The sequence below is a fragment of the Listeria cornellensis FSL F6-0969 genome, assembly GCF_000525855.1.
Taxonomy (GTDB): Bacteria; Bacillota; Bacilli; order Lactobacillales; family Listeriaceae; genus Listeria_A; species Listeria_A cornellensis.
In genome coordinates, this window is sequence record NZ_AODE01000008.1 from 61,302 (window position 1) to 75,427 (window position 14,126).

The window sequence follows — 14,126 nt, forward strand, 5'->3', positions numbered from 1 at the left end:
GTAAAATTCCTATCTAACCCGATAGTACAACTTCTCCCATTTTCGCGCATCAGGAGAATCCCTATATTTTTACGGCTAATATTCTTTGACAATGCATGATTCGCATAACATAATAGAGAAGGAATACATAAAAAAAATCAATCCGCAGACTATTATCCTCAGGGTTCATTCTGTCCCACCAAACTTCAAGCGCGCTGACAAGGATTTAGTTCCTAGGCAAAAGCGAGTACCATAGCAGAACAGAGTTTTTAACGACGGAAATGAGCCTTTGTCGGCGCGCTTGATCGGAGGTCTATTGAATATGCTAACACCTGTCCTACACTCACTCATCATCGCATTTGCGTCCACACTTCTCGCGTTCCTCACCATGCTCCCACTCAGCTACTACTTCGCAAACCGCAAATCACGATTTCAACTCATCATCGAGATCATCATCCTGCTACCACTCGTTTTACCGCCAACTGTTGTAGGACTCATTCTACTCAATCTGTTCGGAAAAAACGATTTTCTCGGCGCGTTTTTATGGAACAACTTCAACTACAGCTTCATCTTCACGCTCGCCGGTGCCGTTATCGCAACAACGATCATCATTTTACCAATCATGTACCAAGGTCTAAAAAGCGCGTTCCTCTCCATCGATCACGACCTCGTCTGGGCCGCACAAACCCTGTCCGCCAACGCTAAAACCATCTTTTTTAAAATTATCCTCCCAAACTGCTGGCAACCAATTTTAGCGGGGATTTTACTTAGTTTTTGTCGGGCAATGGGTGAATTTGGGGCAAGCCTCATGGTCGCTGGTTACATCGAAGGAAAAACCGACACGATCGCTTCCAGTATTTATTTCATGGTCCAACAAGGCGACATGCGCACCGCCATTTATCTGGGCCTTATCAACGTTATCATCGGCATTATCGCACTAATGATCATCCACATCCTGACCGTCCGCCAAACCAACTTAACGAGAGGAATGTAACCTATGGGACTACGCTTAAAATTCAAAAAGAAACTACCCTTTCACGATCTTGACATTAATTACGATTTCGTCGCTCCAATCACAGCCATTATGGGCGCTAGCGGCTCCGGTAAATCCACCCTATTCCAATGCATCAGCGGCCTAAAAAAAATCGACGAAGGCATCATCGAATTCGGCAACACCGCTTGGGACGATACATATAGCGACATCACCGTTCCAACCGCAGCACGCAAAGTCGGCTACCTCTTCCAAAATCTAGCCCTCTTTCCAAATATGAACGTCTTTCAAAACATTGCATTCGGCCTAACCGTCAACAAAAAAAATCGCGCCGAAATCGAACAACAAGTCCGCAAAATAAGCGATTACTTACAGATTTCCCATCTCCTTTTTTCCTCCGTCCAAAAATTATCTGGCGGCGAAAAACAACGCGTAGCAATGGCACGAGCGATGATTATTAATCCGAACCTACTTCTTTTAGACGAGCCATTCAACGGTCTTGACGAAGACACACGCAACATCTGCATCGAACTCGTTGGCCAAATGGCGCGCGATTTCGACATTCCCGTCATTTTCGTTACCCATTACCACCAAGAAGCCGCCTCCCTCACAGGAGAAATTTTAAAAATAAAGGATGGTCGCCTTGTCAGAAACTAAAAAAATCGCCGGTATCGTGCTTGCAGGCGGAAATTCCCGGCGTTTTGGCGAAGATAAAGCGCTATACAAAGAGACTGCGGACTCGCCAACATGGGTAGAGCAAACTGCCGATAAAATGCGCCCGCTCGTCAATCACCTATTCATCGTCACCAATCAGCGCCTGTTCCCCAGCATCCAAGCTCTATTCCACAACGACACGACAACCGTCCTAACAGACCAAGAACCATTCCTAGACAAAGGACCACTCGGCGGCATTCACGCGGTCATGAACACTAGCAACTACGAACACTACCTACTCTCACCAACCGACACCCCACATATAACGACCACCATTTTCGCAGCACTCATCCATCAGGGAAATGCCTATGCCGCAACCGCAACCGCACAACACTACCTAACCGCCTGCATCCCGCCTTGCAAAAGCGAAATCGAGGCCATGTTACGCGTAGATAATCTTCGCATTCGACAATTATTACAAACCCTCGGCACACAAAAATATCTTTTTCCAAGCGAATCCCCATTCCAAAATAGAAACTACAAATAATCATTCTTCAGGAGGTACCACATGCGTTTCCTATCCCTACTCTGGCAATTCACATGGACACAAATACTCTGTTGCATCTTCCCAGCCATCATTTTTCTCTCGCTCGCCTTTTCCAAATACCTTGATATTCCCTTCATTCCAAGGTACGATTTACTGCTCATAATCTGCATCATCGCCCAACTACTTTTAATCAAATTCGGCCTCGAAACATGGGACGAACTCAAAGTCATCATGCTTTTTCACGTCATCGGTCTCGTTCTTGAAATCTACAAAATCCAGATGGGTTCCTGGGCCTATCCAGAAGACGCTTACACAAAAATTCTAGGCGTCCCACTCTACAGCGGATTCATGTACTCAAGCGTCGCCAGCTACATTTGCCAAGCCTGGAAACGCTTCGATCTCACCGTCAAAAATTGGCCCAAAAGCAACTACGTCATCATCCTTTGCGCCGCGATTTATCTCAACTTTTTCACCCATCATTATATCTGGGATCTGCGCTACATACTCATTATCGCCGTCCTGATTCTATTCCTGCGAACCGTCGTATCCTTCACAGTCGGCGACAAACGCCTGAGGATGCCACTCTCCCTATCCTTCCTACTCATCGCATTTTTCATCTGGGTCGCAGAAAACATCGCTAGCTTCTTCGGCGCTTGGTACTACCCCGACCAAGAAGTCACCTGGCAACTCGTCGGTTTCGGAAAAATCACCAGCTGGTACCTCCTCATTATTATCAGCATCATGATTATCGCCGAACTCAAATTCCTCAAAAAAGACCTACAAGAAGACAGCAAAAAGCCACCGATTCACGATTGATTCGGTGGCTTTATTACTGGGTTTATTCAAAATAGTACGCGTTACAAAGTTAAGTCGTTATAATTCTTTCCACAGCGTAAAGTCGCGGCGCACTTATGCCTTGCTTCCTAGCCTCAGCAATAACCTCATTTACAGCATATCCAACTTTATAGTGGTTATGCTCCACAAGCGCATAACTCATACTTTCAGGTGAGAATACGAGTTTACTCAGAAAAAAACCAACCATTTTCGGTGGTAGCACATTTAAAATCTTGGATAAAACATCTAACTTTGCACCCTTGGCCTTCAAAACCCGAACAATCTCTTTCATATTACTGCCTATTCCAGCCAATGATTCTGGTGAAGAAACAACCGCCTTAAAACTACCACTTTTCAATACTTCAACCTCCATCGCAACATTGAATGCAAAATGATTCCAGAGCCAATTTTGAAAATCATTTGAGACCTTTATTCTGAAACCCGCATCAGTAAACAGCTTGTGAACTGCTAAATCTCGTTTGCTAAGTGCGAGTCCGAATGTCCCAAATTTAACCGTTTTGTATAGTCCGCCATAGAGCGTGTTACCTTCAAATCCACCGCCAGCACTAGGAAAACCATAAACAATCTGACTTGGCGAAATCGGATAAAGAGCTGCCTCTGGGTCCTCCCAAAAGTTACAGAAAAAAAGAACCGTTGCATTTCCGACCCGCGAGGCAAGATATTCCGTGGCACCCGATACTTGCTCCGGATTAACACTCATAAAAATAAGATCATAATCATGATTCCGCTCTATTTCTTCATGCGTTACAATCTGCCATTTTTCTTTAGTCAACCTATCTCTTTTGCGTTTCCTCATATCCCACATTTCCAAATTCACATATGATCCATACTCCACTTTCCTACCCTCACGAACATAAAATTCAACGGTATGCCCCGCTTTTTCAAATGCCCACGCATATTGTGTTCCGATAGCACCGCGTCCAAAAATAAGTATTTTCATAGAAATTCTCCTTCCATACATTGACTATACGACAACGTGTTGTATAATAAATTATACGGTGTCACTCTAGATTCATCAACCTACAATTTCTTCAAATCTGTCGGATGATATGCGAATTATGAAAGGAGATTGAAATGAAAAAGCAACCTGAAATAACCAAGAAAACAAGGCAATCACTCATCGACGTTTTTTGCGAACTCTATAGTCAAAAACCAGTAGAAAAGATCACGGTACAAGAAATTGCTAATAAGTCTGGCTATAATCGCAGTACCTTTTATCAGTATTTTACGGATGTTTACGATTTACTTCATTTTATCGAAAATGATCTATTGGACTATATCCGAGAAAGAGTAAAAAACACAGACCAAGAAGATGCAAACCCAAAGGATATACTACTGCTTTTTGAAGAAAAAGAGATTTACCTGAACGCTTTATTAGGTGATTACGGCAATATTCGCTTTATGGAAAAATTAAAACATGAATTTTTTTTCTGACGGACTGGATTACTGTGTCCCTAAAAACAATGCCATGACACCATATTTATTAGAGTTTAACATTTCAACTGCGTTTTCACTGATCCGTCTTTGGCAACGCCGGCAAAAAGATTTACCTCCCGATCAATTATTTAGTTTGATAAATACATTAGTTAATTCGGGAACGGTGTCTGTTAAATAAAAATATTTCAGCAAAATCATACGCCGCAAAACCACTGACCCGCGATGGAATCAGTGGTTTTTTCCATATTTTAAAACCAATCACGAAAAATTTTTTTTTCAGCATTCCAGTTTGAATTTCTAACAATTTCTTATAGCCACTGTCCTTATAAATCCATGCACATTACCACCACTGTCAGTATACCCCTTTTTTTTAACCCCATTATGTCTCTCTTCCTTTTTTTTTAAGTAAATTCTCATGAATAATCCAAAAAAAAATCGTAATAACTACACCTGCTCCAAAAACGCTTTCAGATATCCAACCAAAAATGTAAGATAGAATAACCAGTAATGCCAATGAAATGTATAACACAATAATAAAAACTTTCATATGCTATCTCCCTTCTCTCCTTGAAGTATACTTAACTATAACATGTAAGCGTTTTTTATCATATATATATCATTTAATAATTTATCTGAACTATATTCTATCTATTTAATACTTTATTTCATCATAAAAATAACCACACATGCACAATAAAAATAGCGAAGACCAAAACTACTGATCCCCGCTACTCTCATCATTCTCGCTTCCACTTCAACCAACTATACGAATCCATAATCTGCAAGAAACGGACCAACCTCGATAAACTCATCCCATCCTCATTCCCAAATGTCCGCGAAAACCGTTCCTCCATCTCTGGAATCGATGTCTCCCCGTCCATTTGCGAAAGGATAAAATAACCATGTTCATCGAGCTTAATACGCCGTTCTGTAGGCTGTTTCAAAAACTTCGTTGCCACGCGCTCCAGCCAAGCCGAGCGCGGTACAATCAAATATTTCTCCTGCTCCGCCACTTCCAAAAACAGATCATCCTTCAAAACTGGAATTTCTTCCAACATATTTCGTCGTTCTTTTTTTTCGCATAGAATAAATCCCTCCTTATGTCCAAACATTTCAAAGCGACAAATGATTAGATGATAGGCAAAGGCGAGTTCCAGCACGGAATGTACGACTTGTACACGAGTACTGGAACGGAGCGTTTGTCGCTAAGCTTTTCGTTTCCGCGGCACTGTAGAGAAATACAACAATGTACACACAATCAAGAATACCAAGAATGGTAACCATTGATTCGAAAGCAAGTACTCTGTCGGGATAATATTCGGGTTAATCGAGATCACAAACGCGATGATCACGCCCAGAAGGGATTCCCCAGCAATTAAACCAGACGCAAACAACGTTCCGCGCTCGATTCGTTCCGCTTTTTCCTTGTCCTTTTTCAACTTGATTACTTGGTTCACGATCAATCGTACAAATCCACCGAACATAACCGTCGCACTGATGTTAAGCGGCAAGTATAGACCTACTGCAAACACAAGCGAGTTCATGCCTAGGAATTCAATCACAACTGCAATCGAAACCCCAATAAAGATGAGCGTCCATGGTAAGTTTCCATTTAGAATACCTTCTGCGAGGATTTTCATCAACGCCGCTTTTGGAGCTGGCAAGGCTTCTGAACCCATGCCATACGCGTTATCAAGCAATGTCAAAATGTAACCCATCACAAGACCACTGGCGATAACACCAATCATCATCGCAACTTGCTGTTTCCAAGGCGTCCCACCAACGAGATAACCTGTTTTCAAATCCTGTGAAATATCACCCGCAACCGCAAGCGCCGTACAAACAATCGCCGCAACCGTCAATGTTAGCACAATACCTTCCGTACCGCTATAACCGAACGATTTATAAGCAATCGCCACAATCAGAAGTGTCGCAATCGTCATCCCCGAAACTGGCGATGACGAACTACCAACAATTCCTACAATCCGTGACGCCACTGTAACGAATAAGAATCCGAAAATCGCAATCGCTAAAGCGCCGATAATCCCAACATTCGTAAACGGATCGAACGCAATAATAACAATCAGTACAGCAATACCAATCAACACCCATTTCATCGGAATATCTTTATCTGTACGCTCAATTTCAAGCATTTTCTGACCTTTATTTTTGTTCAGACCAACCATCGTACTACGAAGCGTCTGCACAATCGCTGGCATCGTTTTCGCAAGTGTAATCAGACCGCCCGCAGCAACAGCCCCCGCGCCAATATAACGAATATAGTTATCCCAAATCATGCTCGCATCCAGATTTTTCAACGCTTCAGACGCTGGGAAAATCACATCCGAACTTCCCGCACCGAAAAATGCAATCGACGGAATCAAAACGAGCGACGCCATCAAACCACCGGCCACCATCTGACCCGCAATTTTTGGTCCAATAATGAATCCAACACCAAGTAACGCCGGATAAATTTGCGTCCCAATAAACGCATTTTGGAAATTATAAATCCCCGTCTGCACGTCACTTCGGAAAACCTTAAATCCGTCCGTAAAAACTTTCACAAGAGCACCCACTCCGAAACCAAATACAACGAGTTTTCGCTTGTGCTCCACCACCTTTTTCCCCCGTTTTCAGAACTTCCGCGCAGGCCGTTCCTTCTGGATATGGCAACGTTTCGTGTTCATTGACAATCAGCATTCTTCTAAGCGGCACCATCATGAATACGCCCAGAAATCCCCCAGTGAGCACGATAAATACCAACATAATCTGGTTAATATCCACGCCCATCATGAACAACGCTGGAATCGTAAATACCGCACCCGCACCGAGCGCCTCCCCTGCTGTTGTCATCGTTTGTACAATATTATTTTCTAAAATCGAATCCCGCCTAAAAATACCACGCAAAATTCCCATCGAAATAACCGCCGCTGGAATCGACGCCGATACCGTCAAACCTACTTTGAGCCCTAAGTAAGCATTTGCCGCACCGAACAAAATTGAAAGAATAATACCAAGAATAATGGCAGTTGCAGTCAATTCTGGCAGTGATTTGGAAGCAGGTATGTAAGGCTGAAACTTCTTGCTACCCATTTTATCACTCATTTTGTAACTACTCCTTTTATGTTTTGTGTAATCTTTGTTCCTTTAAAGCAAAGATTCAGTATCTATTTTACCGCTACCTCTCTATTTTCGCAACGGATATCTGGAAGAACAAACAAGAATTCACACTCATTGCTTGAGTAATGTCGCAGAGTTATGTTATAATTAGGGCAAATAAAAAGAGAGCCGTGTTCCACCACGACTCCCTAGTATAGAATGACGTAAGCCGCTTAAAAGACGGTGACTTTCGTTTAAATGTTCTCGAAACCATCTAATCTCCTGTCAGAGTATATCAGATGGTTTTTATTTGTCGTTTTTCATTGCTTGCACCATTACGATAACTAGCTTGAGGAAGGACAAAATAAACATTCCAAACCCAAGCGCCATCATAATCGATTCTGCAACTGACATCAGGCATTTCCTTTCTCCAGATTTGATTGCCCACATACATAAGCATCACTCCCTTCAATTAGAAAGCCACCATCCTTTACATACCTTACTCTACGCGACTATTATACCATGATATTACCTCTTTTTTAGAACAAAGATTATTCGATAAATCGTCGTTTCCAGCCGATTCAATTTACTCACGCAGCACTACAAAAACAGCGAACCTATCATTAGATTCGCTGCTCCTCTTATAATAATCCTAATCGTTGCAACCCTTTCAAAACCCCGTCATTATCCACAGAATCCGTCACAAAATCAGCTATTGCCTTCACTTCATCACGCCCATTTTCCATCGCAACTCCCGTGCCAACTTCTTGCAACATTTCGATATCATTCAAGCCATCGCCAAACGCGTAAGCATCTTCAATTTTGAAATCCAATCGCTTCAACATTTCACGAATACCAACAGCTTTCGATCCGTTCGCCGGTGCTACATCCATCGACACATCATGCCAGCGCAAGAAGCCGTACTCAGGGAAATTCTCCTTATAAAACGCATCATGACTCTCGTCGGCAAACAACAAACACTGGTACAGCGTCCGTCCTTTATAAAATTCCGCGTCAAGCTCTGGATAATCCTCTTTTAGCGAACTCATTCCCTCATGCACCTTATGATGATCCGGAATATTCGTACGCAACGTCTCCTCATTCATAAACACAAGTGGATGATCCAACTCTTCTGTCACCTCAATCAAACGCTCCATCGACGCCTGCGGTAAAGGATTATCAAACACCATTTCCCCTTCAAATACGACATACTGCCCGTTGAAACTCACATAGGAATGAATATTCAGTTCCTCACATATATCCTTCAATAAAAAAGGAGCCCGTCCAGACGCAATCGCCACATAAACACCTTTGTCCTGCAGGTCTTTCACTGCTTTTCTGGCTGAATCCGGGATTTCCTTGTTGTCATTTACCAACGTACCATCTACATCAAAAAATACAATTTTCTTCATAATTCAAATCTCCTCAGACCAAATTTGCGGGGAAAAATGCACCCATTACTAATCTCACATTCAAGTATACCAAAAAAATGGCGCTAACGGGCAAAATTTGCGTCATTAATCCATCCTTTTAAAAACCCCATTCCCCCACTTAAAACATGCTTTTTGGGTCTTCTCTCACTTTTTCGACCCATTTTAGTATATTGTAGTAGCATTTATCGTTTTTTATGGTATATTAGAACTCAAGGATAAAAGTTCGGATCTTGTTTTCACAAAAGAAGTGACTCGTTGAACCTACCGTGAATTGGAATCATTCTCTACCCATTTTGTTTAAAATGCGCAGAATAATGGTATTCAATTGGAGTAGGCGAAAAAAACGCAGAATGTCATGTTATATTCTAAATCGTAGCCAACCGTTATGCAAAACGGCTACCATTGTTTCTTTTTGCCTTTTTAACGAGCTCATTCCGTTTTATCTATGAAATCGCATGTAAATAGATTGCAAATGAGGGGCAATGCTATTTTTACAATGAATAATAACGAAACATAAAGGAGAGAAAAAAAATGATTTTTAAAGTTTATTACCAAGCAACAAAAACAGAAACACCTGTCCGAGAAAAAACAAAATCCATCTATGTGGAAGCGAATGACGTGCCAGAAGTCCGCGTTATTCTTAAAGACCAACCCTTCCATATCGAGCTAGTAGAAGAACTCAGCGATGCGCATCTACAATACGAAAAACAAAATGAAAATTTCCAACTGTGGGGGCAGTAATCCGCTATGAAATTTGTAAAAAATAATGAAACAGCCGTTTTCGCACTCGGTGGTCTGGGCGAAATCGGAAAAAACACTTACGGCGTACAATTCCAGGACGAAATAATCCTCATCGATGCAGGTATCAAGTTCCCAGAGGACGAGCTACTAGGTATCGATTACGTTATTCCTGATTATACGTACCTCATCAAAAACAAAGAAAAAATTAAAGGCTTGTTCATCACACATGGTCACGAAGATCATATCGGTGGCGTTCCTTACTTGCTTCGCGAACTAAATATCCCCGTTTACGCTGGGAAACTCGCCGCAGCACTTATTCGCAATAAACTAGAAGAACACGGCCTACTGCGCCAAACCAAAATTTACGAGTTTGAAGAAGAAGATGTTTTCAAATTCCGTAAAACAAGTATCTCGTTCTTCGCAACGACGCATAGTATCCCAGATTCCTACGGGATTGTTGTGAAGACACCATCAGGAAACATCGTCCACACAGGTGATTTCAAATTCGATTTCACACCTGTTGGCGAACCAGCAAACTTAACAAAAATGGCGGAAATCGGTAAAGAAGGCGTACTTTGCTTGCTATCTGATTCTACCAATGCCGAAGTACCTACGTTTACGATGAGTGAACGCATCGTTGGTGAAAGTATCAAAAATATTTTCCGCGATGTAGATGGACGAATCATTTTTGCCACATTCGCATCCAACATTTACCGCCTGCAGCAAGTGGTAGAATCCTCTGTAGCAACAGGTCGTAAAATTGCGGTTTTCGGTCGTAGCATGGATTCTGCCATCACAATTGGTATCGAACTTGGCTACATCCAAGCACCAAAAGATACCTTTATTGAATGGGGCCAATTGAATAAACTGCCCGCGAACGAAGTCACGATTCTTTGTACCGGTAGTCAAGGTGAACCGATGGCGGCACTATCTCGTATTGCCAACGGTACCCATCGTCAAATCCAAATCCAACCCGGCGATACGGTTGTCTTCTCCTCATCACCAATTCCAGGAAATACAATCAGTGTAAACCGCACAATCAACCTGCTTTTCCAAGCTGGTGCAGAAGTTGTTCACGGTAAAGTCAACAACATTCACACCTCTGGTCATGGTGGGCAACAAGAACAGAAACTAATGCTTCGTCTTATGAAGCCAAAATATTTCATGCCGATTCATGGGGAGTTCCGAATGCAAAAAATGCACGCCCAATCCGCATTTTATTGTGACGTTCCTCATGAAAACAGCTTTATTATGGAAAATGGAGACGTTCTAGCCTTAACCGCTGATTCTGCACATATTGCTGGTAAAATCCAAGCAGCAAACGTCTATATCGACGGTAGCGGTATTGGAGACATCGGTAATATCGTATTGCGTGATCGTCGCGTCCTATCCGAAGAAGGCTTAGTTATCGTTGTCGTTTCTATCAGCGCATCGAAAAACAAAGTCATGGCTGGTCCTGATATCATCTCTCGCGGTTTCATCTATATGCGCGAATCAGGAAACCTTATTAACGAAGCACAAGGCTTGTTACGCCGTCACCTCAACAAAGTGATGGACAGCAAAACAGTGCAATGGTCAGAAATTAAAAATGAGGTCACAGACACACTACAACCATTCTTATATGACAAAACACAACGCCGTCCGATGATTTTACCAATCATAATGGAAGTATAGTCATAGAAAAAAGATGGGGCTGGGGCATAACCCAGATAAATCGGCGAAAAGCGCTCGCATTCAGGGAGTTTGGCGGACTTCCGGTTCTCATGTACAGTCGTACACTCCGCTTCCGGTTTCCACCAAACTCCCTGAATACAAACGCTTTCGCTCGATTTGTGTAAAGCATAATTTTTCGTCTCACCCAAAAAAAAAGGGTGAGGCGATTTTTGCTTTATCTTGAGTTTTTCCCGAGTCTCATCTTTTCCATTTATTTTTATACTGTTTTGCGTCTTAGATAATAAACTGCAGCGCTTATCAAGAATACACCGACAAGCATTGCGCCTGTTTGATCCTCGTCACCAGTTTGTGGTAAGCTCTTATCTGTATTTACTGGTACAATGGCTGATGGTGTTTTTCCTGTATCCACCGCACCGTTAACAGGAGGAATCACTGGTTCCGGCGTCGTCGTTCCACCATTATTTACATCAGGAGGAGTCGTTTCCCCACCGTTTTCACCTGGAATCTCTTCACCACCGCCATTATCGATTGGGTCAGCCGCCATAACCGTCACCGTGAAGGCCTTGCTATAACCGTCCACATCTGTGATTGTCACCTCAAAAGTTTCTCCCTCTTTCAAGTTCTCACCGCTCATATCGATTTCAAAATTGCCCTGCGCATCCGATACAGTTGGTGCCGCTTTCGCTCTTACAGCCAGTGAGTTCACAACAACTGTCGCACCAGGAACTGTTTTTCCTTTGAAAATCGCATCTTTTTCTTTGTACGACTGGAAAACTGTGCTATCTGTCATTGCTTGGATTGCTGCATCCTCTTTTTCTTTTGCAATCTCTGCTTCCGTCTTGAAGTTTTTACGTCCTAGCTCTGGTGTTACAAGCGTGCTTTGGGACTCGATATAATGGATGAATGTGTCCGTATCAGGATCGATGACATCGACTTGCTTACCTTTTGTGAACGCTGAGAAGGAGTCACCGCCCCCGAATAAGAAATCATTAATCACAACGCGGTATGTCGCCGTCTCATCAAGCTTCGTGCCATCTTCTTTCGTTACTTCTACGACGCGTTTCTCACCCGCATCATTCTTCGTATACGTGTATTTCAGACCCGATACTTGTAAAAAGTACTTTTCCGATTCATCGTATTGTTGATTGAGAGCCTCCACGATATCCGCGCCAGTCAACTCAACCACTTGCAAAATGTTTCCAAAAGGCTGAACTGCTTGTGCGGCGCCCCATGTTACCGCAAAAGAACCATTTGCTGCTGTTCCAATGAGGTCCGCACGTATCCCGCCGTTATTGGTCATCGCAAAATCAACAGCAATTCCGGCTTGTTTCGCGATTTCACGTTGCCCGTCCGTAATCAGATTGCCAAGTGGCGATTCATTATCGGCATTCGTGTCTCGCGTCAACACGGCACTATCCATCTGACCAATCGGCTTACTAATAACAGGATTTACAAGCGCATAAGCTTCATCAATCACACTGCGCACCGCCGCATCTGGCGTCACATCTTGCAAATTATACTTAATCTCCGCATCCGGTGTCGTCTCAAAATCTTTCGTTGTTTTATTTAGAGCACCTGTCACATTCGAGTATGCCTTCCCATTACTATAACTTTGGACAAGCCGTGTGTTACCAACTTTTCCGTTCGTGTACTGATGATTATGCCCCGCTAAAACAAGGTCTACACTGTTGTTCGGCGCAATCTGATTCACTTTATTAATCATGTCCACCGCTGCACCAGAAACGCTACCTTCCCCATTCGTTGGATTTCCTGGTGTCAGGGCTGGCACATGCGATAACACAACGATCGCCTTCACGCCTTTTGTTTGTAGCTCCGCGGAGTATTTCGCAATTGTTTCCGCTTCATCCAAGAAATTAAAATCTTGAATATGATTCGCTAAAACGAGCGATGGAATCTCCGTTGTTACCACGCCGATAAAACCCACATCTACGCCACCCATATTTTTAATCTCGTAAGGCTTGAAACCATAAGGAATCGCACCATCTGATTTATTAACCACGTTCGCAACGACAATCGACATATCGGATGCTTCGTGGTCATAATTTTGTGTGATTTCATTGAAGTCCGTCGTATCCCCACCAACTAAAATCCGTTTAAATTCGGCCAAGCCCTCATCAAATTCATGATTGCCGAGCGTCCCAATTTCGAATTTCATCCGATTGAGCACTTTGATTGTAGGCTCATCTTGCAATAATCCAGATACCGCAGGACTCGCGCCAACCATGTCGCCCGCTTGTACACGAATCGAATTACTAGCCGCATTATCCGCCAATCCATTCATGGCTAGAAAGCTCGCCTCTGTATTGTTTAAATTGGTCGCCAGGTAATCAGCACCACCAATTTTACCAAGCGGTGAGCTTGAAGCTGTATCTAGTGCCCCGTGAAAATCATTGACACCTAATATTTGAACTGGAACAAGGTTTGGATCAACCGCAGCATTTACTGCTCCAACACCTCCAATTAAAGCAGTGCTCCCAACACCTAATGCTAAACTAACAGCTAAAACAACTTTCAATCCCTTTTTATACATTTTTCTCACGTTAATAAAAGCCTCCCTTTTTCTAATTGTATTTCTTGTAAGCGGTTTAAACATTCCTTATCATTGTAGCAAAACGAAACCAGAGTTACAACATTTAAATGGAAATAAAAAAATGCTCTCCCATCTTGCTCACGTAGCTTAGAGCAAGATGAAAAA

13 protein-coding genes and 1 pseudogene are annotated in these 14,126 nt (G+C 42.7%); 7 read left to right on the forward strand and 7 right to left on the reverse strand.

Features of this window, described 5'->3' with window-relative positions; genetic code table 11:
- Positions 1-301 precede the first annotated feature (301 nt).
- The 4 genes from PCORN_RS03135 to PCORN_RS03150 are packed head-to-tail and all read left to right on the forward strand — an operon-like array spanning position 302 to position 2,987.
- The gene (locus PCORN_RS03135) at positions 302-973 is read left to right on the forward strand and encodes a molybdate ABC transporter permease subunit (RefSeq protein ID WP_036077466.1); all 672 of its coding nucleotides are present in this window, start codon (positions 302-304) and stop codon (positions 971-973) included.
- 3 nt (positions 974-976) lie between these two features.
- Positions 977-1,627: an ATP-binding cassette domain-containing protein gene (locus tag PCORN_RS03140; RefSeq protein WP_036077470.1), complete on the forward strand. Its 651-nt coding sequence runs from the start codon at positions 977-979 to the stop codon at positions 1,625-1,627.
- On the forward strand, positions 1,614-2,171 hold the full coding sequence (locus tag PCORN_RS03145; RefSeq protein WP_159102516.1) for a molybdenum cofactor guanylyltransferase: 558 nt from the start codon (positions 1,614-1,616) through the stop codon (positions 2,169-2,171). Before PCORN_RS03140 ends, PCORN_RS03145 begins: the two co-directional genes overlap by 14 nt.
- Positions 2,172-2,192: 21 nt before the next feature.
- Positions 2,193-2,987 (forward strand): DUF817 domain-containing protein, encoded by a 795-nt coding sequence (locus PCORN_RS03150; RefSeq protein ID WP_036077473.1) that lies wholly within the window; start codon positions 2,193-2,195, stop codon positions 2,985-2,987.
- Between the two features lie 49 nt (positions 2,988-3,036).
- Here the strand turns inward: PCORN_RS03150 and PCORN_RS03155 are convergent, their stop codons facing one another.
- Complete coding sequence (locus PCORN_RS03155; RefSeq protein ID WP_036077474.1) at positions 3,037-3,966, reverse strand: ketopantoate reductase family protein; 930 nt, start codon at positions 3,964-3,966, stop codon at positions 3,037-3,039.
- A 134-nt stretch (positions 3,967-4,100) separates the two neighbouring features.
- Between PCORN_RS03155 and PCORN_RS03160 the strand changes: the two genes are divergently transcribed.
- Positions 4,101-4,460, forward strand: coding sequence for a TetR/AcrR family transcriptional regulator (locus tag PCORN_RS03160; RefSeq protein ID WP_241433056.1), 360 nt, complete (start codon positions 4,101-4,103; stop codon positions 4,458-4,460).
- A 382-nt stretch (positions 4,461-4,842) separates the two neighbouring features.
- On the opposite strand, the gene PCORN_RS19220 is transcribed toward PCORN_RS03160, so the two are convergent.
- From PCORN_RS19220 to PCORN_RS03175, 5 genes and pseudogenes are all read right to left on the reverse strand, one after another.
- Positions 4,843-5,010, reverse strand: a complete 168-nt coding sequence (locus PCORN_RS19220) for a hypothetical protein (RefSeq protein WP_159102517.1) — start codon at positions 5,008-5,010, stop codon at positions 4,843-4,845.
- A 190-nt stretch (positions 5,011-5,200) separates the two neighbouring features.
- Entirely contained in the window at positions 5,201-5,521 is a 321-nt protein-coding gene (locus PCORN_RS03165) for a PqqD family protein (protein WP_036077475.1), read from the reverse strand.
- 147 nt (positions 5,522-5,668) lie between these two features.
- Positions 5,669-7,568: pseudogene (locus PCORN_RS03170) on the reverse strand (OPT family oligopeptide transporter).
- Between the two features lie 300 nt (positions 7,569-7,868).
- Positions 7,869-7,976, reverse strand: coding sequence for a putative holin-like toxin (locus PCORN_RS18135; RefSeq protein ID WP_077912427.1), 108 nt, complete (start codon positions 7,974-7,976; stop codon positions 7,869-7,871).
- A 227-nt stretch (positions 7,977-8,203) separates the two neighbouring features.
- Positions 8,204-8,974: a Cof-type HAD-IIB family hydrolase gene (locus tag PCORN_RS03175; protein ID WP_036077476.1), complete on the reverse strand. Its 771-nt coding sequence runs from the start codon at positions 8,972-8,974 to the stop codon at positions 8,204-8,206.
- A 552-nt stretch (positions 8,975-9,526) separates the two neighbouring features.
- Between PCORN_RS03175 and PCORN_RS03180 the strand changes: the two genes are divergently transcribed.
- Together PCORN_RS03180 and rnjA are read left to right on the forward strand one after the other, a co-directional pair.
- Positions 9,527-9,736: a DNA-dependent RNA polymerase subunit epsilon gene (locus tag PCORN_RS03180; RefSeq protein WP_036077477.1), complete on the forward strand. Its 210-nt coding sequence runs from the start codon at positions 9,527-9,529 to the stop codon at positions 9,734-9,736.
- Positions 9,737-9,742: 6 nt separating this feature from the next.
- A complete protein-coding gene (gene rnjA / locus PCORN_RS03185; RefSeq protein WP_036077479.1) occupies positions 9,743-11,410 on the forward strand; it encodes a ribonuclease J1 in 1,668 nt (555 codons plus the stop codon).
- A 256-nt stretch (positions 11,411-11,666) separates the two neighbouring features.
- Here rnjA and PCORN_RS03190 read toward each other — a convergent pair whose 3' ends face one another.
- Positions 11,667-13,970 carry a bifunctional metallophosphatase/5'-nucleotidase gene (locus PCORN_RS03190; protein WP_036077480.1) on the reverse strand — a complete coding sequence of 768 codons (2,304 nt, stop codon included), beginning with the start codon at positions 13,968-13,970 and terminating at the stop codon, positions 11,667-11,669.
- Between the last annotated feature and the right edge of the window lie 156 nt (positions 13,971-14,126).